This window comes from Marinobacter sp. ST-43, assembly GCF_030541085.1.
GTDB classification, from domain to species: Bacteria; Pseudomonadota; Gammaproteobacteria; order Pseudomonadales; family Oleiphilaceae; genus Marinobacter; species Marinobacter nauticus.
The window spans coordinates 27413-40923 of record NZ_JASSVO010000010.1; the positions used below are offsets into that span (position 1 = coordinate 27413).

Genomic DNA, 13511 nt, shown 5'->3' on the forward strand with positions numbered 1-13511 from the left:
CATGCGAGCATTGATTGCCGCGGCCATGGACCGAAGCCGCACCACGCTGTTGTTGTTCCTGTTCCTGCTGTTGGGCGGTATGGCGGCCTACCAGGCGATTCCCAAGGAATCCAATCCGGACGTCACCATCCCGATGATCTATGTCTCGATGACGCTTGAAGGCATCAGCCCGGAAGACGCTGAGCGCCTGCTGGTCCGTCCCATGGAGCAGGAGCTGCGCTCGCTGGAAGGCATCAAGGAAATGCGGGGTACGGCCTCAGAAGGCCATGCCTCGGTGATGCTTGAATTCGACGCCGGTTTCGATCCGGACAAGGCCCTGCAGGATGTCCGGGAGAAGGTGGATACCGCTCGCAGCAAGCTACCCCAGGAAGCCGACGAACCCCGGGTCAATGAAATCAATGTGTCGCTGTTCCCGGTGTTGTCGGTAGGCCTTTCCGGTCCTCTGTCGGAACGCGAGCTGATTACCATTGCGCGCCGACTTCAGGATGCCATCGAAGCCATTCCCGAAGTGCTGGAGGTGGAAATTGGTGGCGACAGGGAGGATCTGCTGGAGATCGTGGTGGATCCCCAGGTGCTGGAAAGCTACGGCATCGATTTTGATCAGTTGGCCTCCCTGGTTACCCGGAACAACCAGTTGGTGGCTGCCGGCTCACTCGACACGGGTAATGGTCGGATGGCGCTGAAAGTGCCGGGAGTAATCGAAACCATCGAAGATGTGATGTCGATGCCCGTGAAGGTGGACGGCGACACTGTGGTTACCTTCGGTGATGTGGCCATGCTGCAGCGTACCTTCAAAGACCCCACCGGGTTCGCCCGCATCAACGGGGAGCCAGCCCTGGTACTGGAAGTTTCCAAGCGCTCGGGCGCCAACATTATTGAAACCATTGAGCAGATTCGCACCCTGATTGATGAGGCCCGGCCCCGGTTGCCGGAGACCCTAGATATCCGCTTCATCATGGACCAGTCCGAGGAAGTGCGCGATATCCTCTCGGATCTGCTCAACAACGTGCTGACTGCCATTGTGCTGGTAATCATCGTGGTGATCGCGGCCATGGGCCCACGCTCAGCTGTGCTGGTGGGGCTCACCATTCCCGGGGCGTTTCTGACCGGCATCCTGGTGATCTGGAGCATGGGCCTGACGCTCAATATCGTGGTGCTGTTCAGCCTGATCCTCGTGGCGGGCATGCTGGTGGATGGCGCCATTGTGGTTTCGGAGCTGGCAGACCGGAATCTGTCGGACGGGCAGCCGGTCAAAGCCGCCTGGGTGGAAGCAGCCTCGCGCATGGCCTGGCCGGTTATTGCCTCCACGGCGACGACGCTTGCGGTCTTCGTGCCGCTGCTGTTCTGGCCCGGAGTGGTGGGCGAATTCATGAAATACCTGCCGATGACCGTGTTGATCTGCCTGATTGCTTCGCTGGCCATGGCGCTGGTTTTTCTCCCGGTTTTGGGTGGCGTGAGCGGTGGTCGCCGGCACCACAAGGATGCCAGTGAAGGGCGTTTCATGCGGGGCTACCGACAGGTGCTGGCCGCTCTTCTGCAGCGCCCGGGCCTGACCTTGCTCGGCACCCTGATGGTGATTGTTGTGATCTACGCCGCCTATGGGCGCTTTAACCATGGTGTCGAGTTTTTCCCGAGTGTCGAGCCCGATTCGGCCCAGGTTCAGGTGCGGGCTCGTGGCGATCTTTCGGTGTGGGAACGGGATGCCATTGTGCGTGAAGTGGAGTCTCGGCTGCAGAATATGCCGGAGGTAAAGGCCCTGTATGCGCGCTCCATGGTGACCACCAGCTCCCAGATGGCTCCGGATGTGATCGGCGTTCTGCAGTTCCAGTTCACGGACTGGTACACCCGCCGCACTGCCACGGATATTCTGGAAGACTTTCGGGAACGTACGGCAGATATCGCCGGTATTGAACTGGAGTTCCGCAAGCAGGAGGGCGGCCCGGCTGAAGGCAAGCCCATCGAGCTGCAGGTCAGCAGTATGGACAGCACACAGCTGGATGGCTATGTCGACAGCATTGAGAACCGCATGCGCGAACTCGGTGGTTTTGTCGATATTGAAGACGACCGGAGCTTGCCCGGGATCGAGTGGCGCCTGAATGTGGATCGTGAGGCGGCCGCTCGATTCGGTACCGATGTGTTGAGCATCGGCAGTGCGGTTCGGCTGGTAACCAATGGCCTGGTGCTGGCCACCTACCGGCCGGAAGATGTTCGCGATGAGGTGGACATTGCGGTGCGGGTGCCCAACAACTGGCGGGAGCTGGATCACCTGGAGCGCCAGACACTGAACACCCCTCGCGGTCAGGTGCCGCTGTCGGAATTCGTGGACCTGGAGCCAGGCGACAAGACCGGCTCAATCGTGCGGGTTGATGGCCAGCGCACGATCACCATCAAATCGGATATTGCGCCGGGCAGGCGAATGGACGAGCTGCTGCGGACCCTGCAGGCTGAGATGCCTGAGCCACCGGAAGGGGTGAGCGTGCGCTTTGCCGGCGAAAACGAGGATCAGCAGCAGGCCGCCAACTTCCTGACCTCCGCTTTTCTGGTTGCGGTTGGCCTGATGTTGCTGATTCTGGTGACCCAGTTCAATTCTCTTTACCAGACCCTTCTGATCCTGTCGGCGATTGTATTGTCCACCGCCGGAGTGCTGCTGGGCTTGCTGTTTTCCGGTCAGTCTTTCGGCGTGGTGATGGTGGGCATGGGCATTATTGCGCTGGCGGGTATTGTGGTGAACAACAACATCATCCTGATCGATACCTTCAACCAGATGAAGCGGGAGGGCAAAGCCGCCTACGAGGCCGCCCTGGAGACCGGATGTCTGCGTTTCCGGCCGGTGTTGCTGACGGCCATCACCACGATTCTTGGTCTGATGCCCATGGTGTTGGGGGTGAATGTGAACCTGCTGGAGCCATCATTGGGCCTGGGGGCTCCATCCACTCAATGGTGGACCCAGCTGTCCAGTGCCATCGCCGGTGGCCTTGCCTTTGCGACTCTGCTGACACTGCTGCTGACGCCCGCACTGCTGGTTCTGGGAGAACGCACCGGCCAGCGGGTCAGGGCGCTGGCCGGGCGCATTGCGCGGCGCGATCAGTAGCGGATTCGTTGGGCCAGGTCTTTGGCTTTGCTGGCCATGGCTTCAAGTTCCGGAACCGTGCGCAGGTTATCCTCGGCAGCGCTGTGCATGGCTTCGGAAATTTCAGCGACTTCGGTAACGTTGCGATTGATGTCTTCGCTCACACTGGTCTGCTCCTCGGCGGCCGTGGCCACCTGGGTGGTGGCATCATTCACGCTGACCATCCGCCGGGTAATGTCCTCCAGGGTTTTGCGAACGGCATCCACCGATTCACTGCTTTCCCGGGCCACCACTTCTGACGCCTGCATATATTCTGTGGCATCCCGGGAGCCGCCCTGAATGCTGGCAATAATCTCATCAATCTCGACCGTGGCCTCCTGGGTTTTCGCAGCCAGGTTGCGCACTTCATCGGCCACCACCGCAAAGCCTCGGCCGGCTTCGCCGGCCCGCGCAGCTTCGATGGCTGCGTTCAGCGCCAGCAGGTTGGTCTGATCGGCAATCTCGCGAATGACTCGCATCACATCACCCACGCGCTGACCGCTCCTGGCCAGTTCCGCCACTGTGGTGGCCGAGCTCCGGATCTGATCTGTCAGGCGATTCATGCTGTTGACGGCATCGTTGATCTGTTCGTCGGCATGGCGGGTCTGGTTCGTGGTCTCATCGACCTGGCTGGCTACTGAGGCCGCGTGCTGAGCAACATCCTGAGCGGTGGCGGACATCTCGTTCATGGCGGTTGCGATCTGGTCGATACGCTGATGAGCCCGATCAGACTGGGACGACACGGCATCGGCGTTGGTCCGGATCATGGCGCCGGTGTCTGCCAGTTGTTCGGCGTTGTGTTTCATCATTTCGCCGGTTTCCTGCAGGAACCGGTGCAAGGCGCGGGCGGTGTCTGCCAGCTTGCCCAACTCATCCGGGCGCTTCAGAGTGACCGGACCGGTCAGATCGCCTTTGCCGATGCGATCCAGCTTGCCGATCAGTTCCTGGGTTGGTCGAACCACAGAGCGAACCAGCACGCTCAAGCACGCCAGTGTGCCGAGAATAATGGCTGCCAGTAGAAATCCTCCCATCAGCCAGGTGGTGCTGGTGGCTTCGTCACGAAGCTCGGCGGAATGAGCCACGGCGGTGTCCCGGATTCTGGCGGATGCCTCTTCAATCAGTTTGGATGGTTCCCGGTCTATGCCGGAAACGGCCTGATCGCCTGCGGTGTGGTCGTAACCCGAGGAGACAAAATCGCGGAACCCTCTGCGATAGGCTTCGCCCATACGCTGGTGAGCGGTTCGGAACTGCGTCATCAGGGATTGTGCCTGGTTGTCATTCAGTTCAGGAATCAATGCGCCCAGTTGTTGCTGGATATCCGCTTCCACCGCCTGGAAACGCTGCCAGTATTTTTCACGCTGGCCGGTATCGGCGCCCCGGATCAGCACGTTTTTCCATTCCTGAACCTGGGTTTTGAAGTCGCTGAGAATGTCCTGGGCCTGAAGTGCCTGGACCATTTCCTCGCTCACCAGATGATCATACTCATTCTGGGTGGCCAGAGAACGGTTAAAGTAGATGCCTGCAACAACGGCAATCACGAGGTTGGACACCACAATAATGGTAAGGATCCGGTTAAGGATACTTTTGAAGTACCAGTTCATGGGTGGGGTTCCTGTTTTAATCCGGAGGGTGAGAGTAGAATAACGAACCGCAGGAGGCCGCTGAGCGCTCCTGGTTTGTTTATCGGCCGCTATCTTACATGCTGAACCCGCTTACTGAAATTTATCGGGACGACTGGCTGCTGGCCGTGCACAAGCCAGCCGGATTGCTGGTGCACCGCAGTCCTATCGACAAGCACGAAACCGAATTTGCCCTGCAGTATGCCCGGGCTATGAACGGCGGTGAGCATGTCTACCCCGTGCACCGGCTGGATCGTCCCACCTCGGGTGTCTTGTTGTTTGCCCGGGATCCGGAGACGGCGCGTACGCTTGGTCTGGCGATGATGGCCGGGGGGGTGAGCAAAACCTATCTGGCGATGGTCAGGGGCTGGGCACCGGAGCAGGGGGTGGTCGACCACCCGCTCCGGGATGAGCCGGAAGACCGACGTCTCAAAGGTCAGGAGCAGCCGGTTCGTGAGGCGCTCACCCGGTATCGCCGGCTGGCGACGACCGAATTGCCGGTGGCGATTGAGCGTTACCCCACGAGTCGATACAGTCTGGTGGAGCTGAAGCCGGAAACCGGCCGGAAACATCAGCTGCGCCGACATATGAAACACATCAATCACCCGATCATTGGTGATGCCAACCATGGTCGGGGCAGGCACAACCGGTATTTCGCCGAGCGCTTCGGTCAGGGGCGCCTGATGCTGGCGGCGACGGAGTTGCGGCTGAAACATCCGGTAACCGATGAGCCTCTGTGTCTGAAGGCCCACCCTGAGCGCAGTTTCTTGCAGGTTTTGGCAATTTTTGACGGGGACGACCTTCCACTGCCGCAATAGCGGAGCGTTTCCGAACAGGCCAACTTGTGTAGCTTTTTATGTCAATTTGCGACAAATAGTACCCTCGGCAGACGCTTCGTTCACCTTGGTGCATACTCCTTTGTAGGCTTATAACCAATAACTAAGGCGCTTGACGCCAGAGACCCATATGCCAAGGCTCTTTGTCTTACTCAGTCTGCTGTGTTGCTTGTTGGCACCGTCTCTTTCGAGTGCCGAATCGGTGGAGTGGGGCCAGTTCTCCAAGCGACTGGAGCTCTCCCGTTTCGTCGACTACTGGAAGGAAGAGGGCGCCCGGTCGATCGAAGACGTTCGTGGTTTGCCGGCCCAGGCCTGGACCGGGAACGGGAGCGACAGCGTCAGTCTCGGCTATGGCGACGACATCTACTGGTTCCGCGTTGAGCTGACCAATACCCTGAAATCGGAAGCCAGTAATTTTCTGGAGATCGGTTATCCCGTCCTGGACCATATTGAGATCTACCGTGAGGTCAGGGGGAAGCTGCTCGAACCGCTGATCCTTGGGGATAAGCGTCCTTTTTACGACCGGCCGATCCACCACCGCAATTTCATAGTCCCGCTGGTGCTGCCCCCGGAATCGTCCACAACGATTTATCTTCGGGTGGACACCACCAGCTCTATGCAGGTGCCCATGACGCTCTGGGAGCAAGATGCCTTCTACGCGGCTGAACAGGCTCGTAGCCTGTTTGAGGGGATCTATTACGGCATCGTCCTGGTGATGATGCTTTACAACCTTTTCGTATTCATGGCTGTGGGAGAGCGCAGTTTTCTCTACTACGTGGGCTATATTGCGTCGATGCCGCTTTTCCTGGCGTCACTGCACGGTGTGGCGTTCCAGTACCTCTGGCCTGAAGCGACCTGGTGGAACGACCAATCCATTATTGTGTTCCTGAATCTGGTGGTGCTGTTTGGGGGAGCCTTCAGTATTCGCTTCATCAGTGTGACAAGAAAAAACCACCCGTGGCTGAACCGGTGGACGATGGCGATGATCATGACGGCCGGTCTGCTTGCCCTGGCGGGCCTTCTGATTCCCTACAGACTGATGATTCTTCCGACCATTCTGGTTGCCTTTGTAGGATGCTCCACCATGCTTATGCTGAGTGTGGTGCGTTGGCTGAAGCGTGACCCAGCTGCCCGGTATTACACGGTGGCCTGGGTTTTTATGCTGTTCGGGGGCATCGTATTGGCGCTGAGCAAATTTACCATGCTGCCCAGGAACCTGCTGACTGAGAATGCCACTCAGGTTGGCTCGGCCCTTGGCGTGATTCTGTTATCGCTTGCGCTGGCCGACAGGCTGAACCGGGAGAAGAAGAAGTCATTTGCGGCCCAGCAGAAGCTATTGCGTGAAGAACGCAAAGCTCGACTGGCCCAGGAAAAATCGTTGCGTGTTCAGCAAGAGGCTAATGCCCTGTTGGAAGAGAGGGTGCAGGAGCGGACCCGCGACCTGGAATCCCTGAACGAACAACTACTGGAACTGAGTGCGACGGATCCCCTTACCGGACTCAAAAACCGGGGGCACTTTGACAAAAAATTTCAGGCTGACGTGGTCCATGCCTATCGGTTTGAGGAGACGCTGTCGCTGCTGGTGGTAGATATTGATCACTTCAAGAGCTTTAACGATACCTACGGACATCTCGTTGGCGATGATTGTCTGAAAATGGTCGCCGACTGCATCAAACGTCACGTCACCCGGCCGCAGGATCTGGCCGCGCGATACGGCGGCGAGGAGTTTGTTGTCCTGTTGCCAGACACTCCGGAAGCGGGCGCCGTTCGGGTCGCCGAGAGAATCCGCGAGGAGATTCAGAAAACAGCTTTCCGGGTCTCCGATCAGGTACTTCATCTGACCGTCAGTATCGGTGTTTGCAGCTGCGCGCCCGCCCGGGCGGACGCTACCAAAGCGTTGTTTGCCTGCGCCGATGACGCGCTTTACCAGGCCAAGGCGGAGGGCCGCAACCGGGTAATTGCAAATACCCAGGCCGGGCAGGACCAGGCAGTCTGTCAGGCCTGATTTGACCGGGCTGCCTGGCTTAGAGTGGGCCAGGGGTGGTTGGCTTCCAGCGCGTAGGCAATTTCAAGTAGCGTTCGCTCATCGCCATGCCGACCCATAAACTGCACCGAAATGGGCAGGTGCTGGCTGCTTTCCCCCATAGGCAAGGCGATAGCCGGAGCACCTGTGGCGTTGGCCAGCGGCGTAAAACTCACATAGCGGGTCAGCCGTTCGAACAGGGTATCGAAAGGTACGCCGGGGTTCAGATGGCCCAGTGGCGGTGTGGTATGTCCCAGGACGGGGGTCAGCACCGCGTCATAATCATTCATGTGCCTCTGATAGTCGTGCCAGGAGCGTTTCAGCCGCCAGATGACAGCGGGCAGGCGCCAGAACTGGCGGCGGAACATTTTGTCGAGGCCATTGGTCAGGCCGTCCACTCGGGATTTGTCGAAATCCGGGTGATAGAGCTTCTTACCGCGGGCTTTTACACCGAACGCGAGCATCCCCCAGTAAAGCGCAAAGTCATCCGGAAATGAGCTGGCGACCGGCACATCCATGGGCTCGATAATGTGCCCCAGCTTTTCCAGGTAGCGGGCCGTCTGCTCCACGGTTAGCCGGGTTTCCGGGTCGGTGGGGTGGCCGTTGATGGAGTCCAGCACCAGGCCAATGCGCAATTGTCGGCCAGAGGGGCCCTGCACATGCCCGATGGCGGGTAGTTTCCGGTTCTTGAACCAGGACTCGGCGTACGCCAGGAAGCCGGCGGTATCGCGCACTGAACGCGTGACGACACCATCACTGATGATGTTGACGGGCAAATCCCGGGCGGCATCGTTATCCACCACTCGGCCTCGTGTAGGTTTCAGGCCTACCAACCCGCAACAGGCAGCCGGTATGCGGATAGAGCCGCCACCGTCATTGGCGTGGGCGATGGGCACCACGCCGGCTGCGACCAGGGCGGCAGCACCGCCGGATGAAGCGCCACAGGAATAGTCCAGGTTCCATGGGTTGCGTGTCGGGTCTCCCTGGGCGGGCTCAGTTGAGGCGTTAAAACCGAATTCCGGCAGTGTGGACTTGCCCAGGCAAATATAGCCCTGGGACAACATCTGTTCGGCAAAAGGGCTGGTTCTTTTCGCCACCCGGGGCGTGACCGCCTGTGACCCGTGCCCGGTGGGCAAACCCTCAACGTCTGTGTTGTCCTTGATATAAGTAGGTACACCGGCAAAGGGGCCAGTCTGGGCGCCCGGTCGCTGGCTCTGTGTCAGCGCTGGCTGATAACGTTCAGCTACCACACCATTGATCACCGGCGCCGCCAGCTGTGCCCGCTCTATCGCCGCCGCCGTCACTTCCTGCGCCGAAACCTCGCCTGAACGAATCCGTTCAGCAAGTGCAGTAGCGTCGTTGTCGGCCATCGCGTCGTTGCGGAAACAATGGAAGCGGGTACTGGCTGGCTGATTCATGGCGGCTCCTGAATGCATAAACAGAGGCTTACTAACATAACCCAGGCTTAAACGTGACGATATGTCATTTCAGGTATGACGTCACAAAACAGGTGCAAAAGGTGGGTTTGTAAGGATTGCGTCCCGTCTCTTTCAATGCAGCGTCAAGCACAGTAAGCTGGCTGCCAACCTACTGAACCAGAATGAATAATGGATTTGATTGAGCCTGCTGTCCGGGTTTTCCTCGGCGTCTTTTTCCTGATGATTGGCCTGCAGTTTGCCGCCCGTACACTCGGCCTGTATTCGCGACTGGGCTTCTCACACATCAATTATGGCAAGACCGGGACGGCCACCTGGTGGCATCGTCATACCTTCAACCTGTTCCGGGCTGCGATCCTGCTGATTTGCCTGGCCAGGATCTGGGTTGATCTGGATGCCTGGCTGGGCGTTATCCCCATGCTGTACCACTGGCCGGTATTACTGACTGGCGCCGTTTTGCTTCTGGTTTCCTACACCTCGGTAAATTACCTGCAGGCCTACATGCATGAGGACTGGCGTTCCGGCATTGATGACCACCATGGCAGTGGCCATTTGCTGACCGAGGGGCCTTTTGGTCGTAGCCGAAACCCGCTGTTTCTGGCGGTGATGACGGGGCAGTTGGGGTTCTTTCTGGCGTTGCCCAGTGTGTTTTCGCTGGTGTGTCTGGTGACTGGCGTGCTGGTGATCATGCGCCAGGCCAGGGAGGAGGAGAAAGCCCTGGCCAGGCGTTTTGGTGAACAGTACGAGGCCTATTGCAAACGAGTGCCCCGCTGGTTCTGACCGCCCGGTTCAGGACGCTTTGTTCCGCGCTTCCTTGATCACGTCGTAAGCGTGGCTGATTTCACGGGTTCGTTCCTCCGCCATTTCCCGCATGCTTTCCGGCAAGCCGCGTCCGGCGAGTTTGTCCGGGTGGTTTTCACTCATCAGCTTGCGGTAAGCGCGCTTGATCTCGGCGTCTGAGGCCTCTGGCGAGACGCCAAGAACCTTGTAGGCATCATCGATCTGCTGGCTGCTGGAGTAATTGCGGGTACCGCCCGCCTGGCCGGCATGGGCGCCACGCAGCATGGCCTCAAGCTGGTCGACCTGACTTTCCGGCAGCCCCAGCCCACGGGCGATACGAACCAGCATTTCGTGCTCGGCCGGATGCACCTGCCCGTCTGCGGCAACCGCAGACACCTGTACCTGCAGAAACATTTGCAACAGGACCGGCTGGCGGCCGGAAGCCTGCATGAAGCGCTGGAGTTCGGCGTCCAGGTCGAAATCCGATGCTTTACCCCGGTTGAACGCTTCCTTGGCCATGGCTTTCTGGGATTCGTTCAGGCGAAAGCGAATGAACATGGCCTCTGCCATCTGGATTTCATCCCGTGAGACCACGCCATCGGCCTTGCACAGGGCGCCCATCACCGCGAACACGGATTCAATGAAACCGGCCTGCAGCCCCTGAAGCTTGCCCAGCAGTCGGCTTTTCATGCGCTGGAACAGGAACGCACCAATGGCTGCGCCAACCAGAAAGCCGGGGAATCGACCAAAGGCATAACCGATCAGACCGCCAAAAATGATTGCGAACAGCATTCTCTATCCTTCGTTGAGTAAACAGTCCTGAGAATATACGTGTTTTTGGTCAGGGCTTCATGAACAGGCTTTCATCCACGGTATCAATCTGCTCGGCCTTCAGGTGCTGGGCACCGTAGCGCCGATAGGTTCCGGAGCGCACGAAGAGCAGGAATACGTCCCGGTCTATATGGCCCTGTCTGGTCATGTTATCCATGATGTTCAGCGCTTCAGACAGTGTCTTGCCCTGCTTGTAAGGGCGATCCACGGCGGTCAGCGCCTCGAAGATGTCAGCTACGGCCATGATTTTCTCGGGAATGCTCATATCCTCACCGCTCAGGCCGAAGGGGTAGCCCTTGCCGTCCACACGCTCGTGGTGGGTGCCGGCCAGCCGGGGCACACGGGCCAGACGGTCTGGCAGGGGCAGGGCATCCAGCATGCAGATGGTCTGCACGATGTGTTCGTTGATACGGAAGCGCTCTTCTTCCGTCAGGGTGCCGTACTGGATGGTCAGATTGTGGAGTTCTCCCCGGTTATCGGCATACTCAGGCAGCTTCATGTCAAAGCCCCAGAGATTGCGCGGGTCGTCCCGCTGGACCGGAGGCACCCGGTCGCCCCAGGTGCGAATATGCCAGGGTTTGTCTGCCAGCAGTGGCTCGGTGGCGGGCAGTGCCGCTTCCGGAGAATCCGCCAGGGCTTGCTGCTCATCCCCGGAGAGGCCCAGCCGGTCACTGAAATGGCGTTGCCAGGTCTGGGCTCCGATCTGGCGAATGCGCGCTACATCCTCGTCCGACATGGACTCACTGCCCACATTGGCGTTTGCCAGGAAGCCAAAGTCAGCCTGCAGTTTTGCCTGGGCCTCATCTCTGTAACGGGCAGCCTGGGTCGGGTCTTCTCCATTCAGGCAGGCTTGAAGGTAACGGACCTCGGCATCCCGGTGCAGGATTTCAAAGCGGGCCCGGATTTCGTGGATGCGGTTGTAGATGGTTTCCAGCTTTACGGCTTTGTCGACCACATATTCCGGGCTGGTGATCTTGCCGCAGTCGTGCAACCAGGCCGCCAGGTGAAATTCGTAACGTTCGTCTTCGTTCATGCGGAAATGGGCAAAAGGCCCTTCCGATGCCTGCTCTGCCACCTCCGTGATCATCTGGGCGAGCTTGGGTACCCGCTCGCAATGACCGCCGGTGTAGGGCGACTTGGCATCAATGGCGCTGGCCACCAGGCGGATAAACCCATCGAGCAGGGCCTGCTGGCTTTCGATCAGTTCACGGGTTTCGATGGCAACTGCGGCGGAGCCGGCAATTTCATCCACGAAAACAATCAGGTCATCACTGAGATGGGTGTGGTCGCCCACTTCCATTTCGATGATCAATGCACCAATGAGTTTCTTGCGTCGATTACGCAGGATGGCAAACACCGGGTGGCCGGATATGTGGTTTCTGAGCTGGCGAATGATTTCGTTATCGTCTGCCCCCGGGTTGATGGCTGGCAGGCTGGCGGGCAGTTCCAGTCCGCGGTTAACCGCCAGATCGAGCTTTTGTTCATGGCTGCTGTACAGGTAGATAGCGCCCCGCTCCTGGCTGACGATGGCGATGATCTGGTCAAGAATGTCCCGTAACAGCTGGTTCAGGTCCTGGCCCCGGTTGAGCACCGTGGCGATGTTCTGGAAGCTTCGGATGGTGCGGGCCATGTCATCCAGGGCAATGCTGAGTTCCGAGGCTTCCCGGATATGGGACTCCGAGCGGATTGGCGTGTCAAAGCGGAAGCGGGAGAGGCTGCTGACCCTGTCGGTCAGGCGTTCAAGGGGTTTGCCCACCTGGCGCCCCATAAACCAGCCAAGTATCAACAGCAGAAGCGCTATGGCGCCGGCGATCGCGGTCTGGCGGGCAAGGGCGGCCCAGACATCGGCCAGCAGTTCATCCGAGGGAATGGCGACAACCACGGAGAGTGCTTCATCGGGCAGGGTTCCAAGTCGCTCGGCCATGCCATACCAGTCACGGCCCTGCTGCTGAAAGCGGCGGATTTCCCGGTTGGTGCCAGGCTCAAGCACCTGGCGGATCACGGCATCGGGCTCGGTGTTACCGTCGGCGTCTGCAAGCAGTTCCCCGGAGGCGCTGACAATGGCCAGCCGGCTGCCTGGGGTCTGTTTCAGCTCCGCCAGTTGCGAGCCCAGGTCGGTCACGGTGACATCAACACCCAGCACGGTACCCGGGATACTGGCGGCCCTCTGAGACAGGGTCAGCCCGGTTTCCTGGGTGGTGAAAAACACATAGGGCGCTGATAGCTGCAGTGAATCTCCGGCCCTGGCTGCCTGATACCAGGGGCGCTGGCGGGGATCATAGTCGTAATCCGGCAGCGAGCGGCGTTCGAGCAGTTCCAGGTCGCTGTTATAGAATTGCCAGATGCCCTTGCGCAGGTTGCCCTGGTATTCCAGGCTTTGCAGCAGATAGCGACTGGTTGCGGGGGCGTCCGGAAACTGGAGTGAGCCCGAACTGCGAATCTTACGGAACAGGAAAAAATCGCCATTGTCATAGCCTGCGTATACCGCACTGACAATATCGCTGCTGGTGAGCACATCGGCAATCACCGGCAGGCGTTGCCGTCGTTGCTCAAGGGTGGAACTCCGGGTGAGTGGGTCGTGCCGCAACAAGGCCAGCGCCGTAGCCGGCGGTTGGGTAATGGCATTGATACGATCGTCCACGCTGAGAGCCAGCTGTCGGGCAGTGGCGGCGGCAGCGGTGACCTTGGCCTGTTCCATGCCCCGATAACTCTGGGCCACCAGTGTTATGGCCAGTATCAGCATTCCCAGGGTGATGGCAGACGCAATCAGGAATGCCAGTGATACCCGGGCGGTCTGTTTGTTGTGTGGCAGTTTTGTCTGTCTCACAGCGTCGGGATCCAGCGACGGATGAAGGGTTCTCTAAGTGTAGACGCTCT

Annotated in this window: 8 protein-coding genes; 4 read left to right on the forward strand and 4 right to left on the reverse strand. The window is 59.1% G+C overall.

The genetic code is table 11. The features are described from left to right. The first annotated feature begins 1 nt into the window (after position 1). The gene (locus tag QPL98_RS12935) at positions 2–3091 is read left to right on the forward strand and encodes an efflux RND transporter permease subunit (protein ID WP_222562623.1); all 3090 of its coding nucleotides are present in this window, start codon (positions 2–4) and stop codon (positions 3089–3091) included. Here QPL98_RS12935 and QPL98_RS12940 read toward each other — a convergent pair. Then, positions 3085–4710, reverse strand: a complete 1626-nt coding sequence (locus QPL98_RS12940) for a methyl-accepting chemotaxis protein (RefSeq protein ID WP_222562622.1) — start codon at positions 4708–4710, stop codon at positions 3085–3087. The genes QPL98_RS12935 and QPL98_RS12940 overlap by 7 nt on opposite strands. 98 nt (positions 4711–4808) lie before the next feature. Between QPL98_RS12940 and QPL98_RS12945 the strand changes: the two genes are divergently transcribed. Both QPL98_RS12945 and QPL98_RS12950 read left to right on the forward strand, forming a co-directional pair. After that, the gene (locus tag QPL98_RS12945; RefSeq protein WP_153741355.1) at positions 4809–5546 is read left to right on the forward strand and encodes a pseudouridine synthase; all 738 of its coding nucleotides are present in this window, start codon (positions 4809–4811) and stop codon (positions 5544–5546) included. A gap of 190 nt (positions 5547–5736) precedes the next feature. After that, positions 5737–7569 (forward strand): diguanylate cyclase, encoded by a 1833-nt coding sequence (locus QPL98_RS12950; RefSeq protein WP_303293386.1) that lies wholly within the window; start codon positions 5737–5739, stop codon positions 7567–7569. Here the strand turns inward: QPL98_RS12950 and QPL98_RS12955 are convergent. Next, positions 7560–9005, reverse strand: coding sequence for an amidase (locus QPL98_RS12955; protein ID WP_303293387.1), 1446 nt, complete (start codon positions 9003–9005; stop codon positions 7560–7562). The genes QPL98_RS12950 and QPL98_RS12955 overlap by 10 nt on opposite strands. Before the next feature lie 189 nt (positions 9006–9194). Between QPL98_RS12955 and QPL98_RS12960 the strand changes: the two genes are divergently transcribed. After that, positions 9195–9803 (forward strand): isoprenylcysteine carboxylmethyltransferase family protein, encoded by a 609-nt coding sequence (locus tag QPL98_RS12960; RefSeq protein WP_303293388.1) that lies wholly within the window; start codon positions 9195–9197, stop codon positions 9801–9803. Positions 9804–9812: 9 nt separating this feature from the next. On the opposite strand, the gene djlA is transcribed toward QPL98_RS12960, so the two are convergent. Next, the gene (gene djlA / locus QPL98_RS12965; RefSeq protein ID WP_014420949.1) at positions 9813–10595 is read right to left on the reverse strand and encodes a co-chaperone DjlA; all 783 of its coding nucleotides are present in this window, start codon (positions 10593–10595) and stop codon (positions 9813–9815) included. Between the two features lie 49 nt (positions 10596–10644). Then, positions 10645–13461 carry an HD domain-containing phosphohydrolase gene (locus QPL98_RS12970; protein WP_303293389.1) on the reverse strand — a complete coding sequence of 939 codons (2817 nt, stop codon included), beginning with the start codon at positions 13459–13461 and terminating at the stop codon, positions 10645–10647. Positions 13462–13511 lie beyond the last annotated feature (50 nt).

Excerpts from the sequence above, each read along its gene's own strand:
- djlA (WP_014420949.1), bottom strand. The coding sequence starts at position 10,595 with ATGCTGTTCGCAATCATTTTTGGCGGTCTGATCGGTTATGCCTTTGGT.
- QPL98_RS12945 (WP_153741355.1), top strand. The coding sequence starts at position 4,809 with ATGCTGAACCCGCTTACTGAAATTTATCGGGACGACTGGCTGCTGGCC.
- QPL98_RS12935 (WP_222562623.1), top strand. The coding sequence starts at position 2 with ATGCGAGCATTGATTGCCGCGGCCATGGACCGAAGCCGCACCACGCTG.
- QPL98_RS12940 (WP_222562622.1), bottom strand. The coding sequence starts at position 4,710 with ATGAACTGGTACTTCAAAAGTATCCTTAACCGGATCCTTACCATTATT.
- QPL98_RS12960 (WP_303293388.1), top strand. The coding sequence starts at position 9,195 with ATGGATTTGATTGAGCCTGCTGTCCGGGTTTTCCTCGGCGTCTTTTTC.
- QPL98_RS12955 (WP_303293387.1), bottom strand. The coding sequence starts at position 9,005 with ATGAATCAGCCAGCCAGTACCCGCTTCCATTGTTTCCGCAACGACGCG.